A 735-nucleotide genomic window follows, 5' to 3' on the forward strand; every position below is an offset into this window, starting at 1 on the left:
TGTTGTAAACGGCGCCGATCGGGTGCGAGAGCGCGTGGATGGCGCCAAGACCCTTCTGGAAAGCGACGGCGCCCATGGCGGCAGCGCTCATCATGTTGGCGCGCGCTTCGAGATCCGTTCCCTCGCGGTAGGCGTGCGGCAGGAATTCCTTGACGAGCCGCATGCCCTCAAGCGCGATACCGGCCGACATCGGGTGATAGAACGGCGAGGAATAGGCTTCCAGGCAATGAGCGAAGGCATCCATGCCGGTGCCTGCCGTGATGACCTTCGGCATGCCGACCGTCAGTTCGGGATCGGCGATGACGACGCCGGGCAGGAACTTCGGATGGAAGATGATCTTCTTAACATGCGTCGCGGAATTGGTGATGACGCTGGCGCGGCCGACTTCGGAACCGGTGCCGGCCGTTGTCGGCACGGCGACGATCGGCGCAATGCCCTCGACGCTGGCGCGGGTCCACCAGTCGCCGATATCTTCGAAATCCCAGACCGGACGCGACTGGCCTGCCATGAAGGCGACGCACTTGCCGAGATCGAGGCCGGAGCCGCCGCCGAAGGCGACGACACCGTCATGACCGCCATCCTTGAATGCCTTGACGCCGGCTTCGAGGTTCTTCTCGTTCGGGTTCGGATCGACATCGGCGAAGAGCGCACGGCCGAGACCCGCATCCTCGAGAATGTCCAGAGCCGTCTTGGTGATCGCCATCGAGGCAAGTCCCCGGTCAGTGACCAGAAGCG

General features: G+C 63.9%; 1 protein-coding gene. It reads right to left on the reverse strand.

Annotated features, from left to right (window positions below; genetic code table 11):
• The coding region (locus tag GR212_RS36565; RefSeq protein WP_163995020.1) for an iron-containing alcohol dehydrogenase at positions 1–735 on the reverse strand (735 nt) is incomplete at both ends.

Origin of the sequence: Martinezella lusitana, assembly GCF_010668395.1 — a bacterium.
GTDB lineage: Bacteria > Pseudomonadota > Alphaproteobacteria > Rhizobiales > Rhizobiaceae > Rhizobium > Rhizobium lusitanum_A.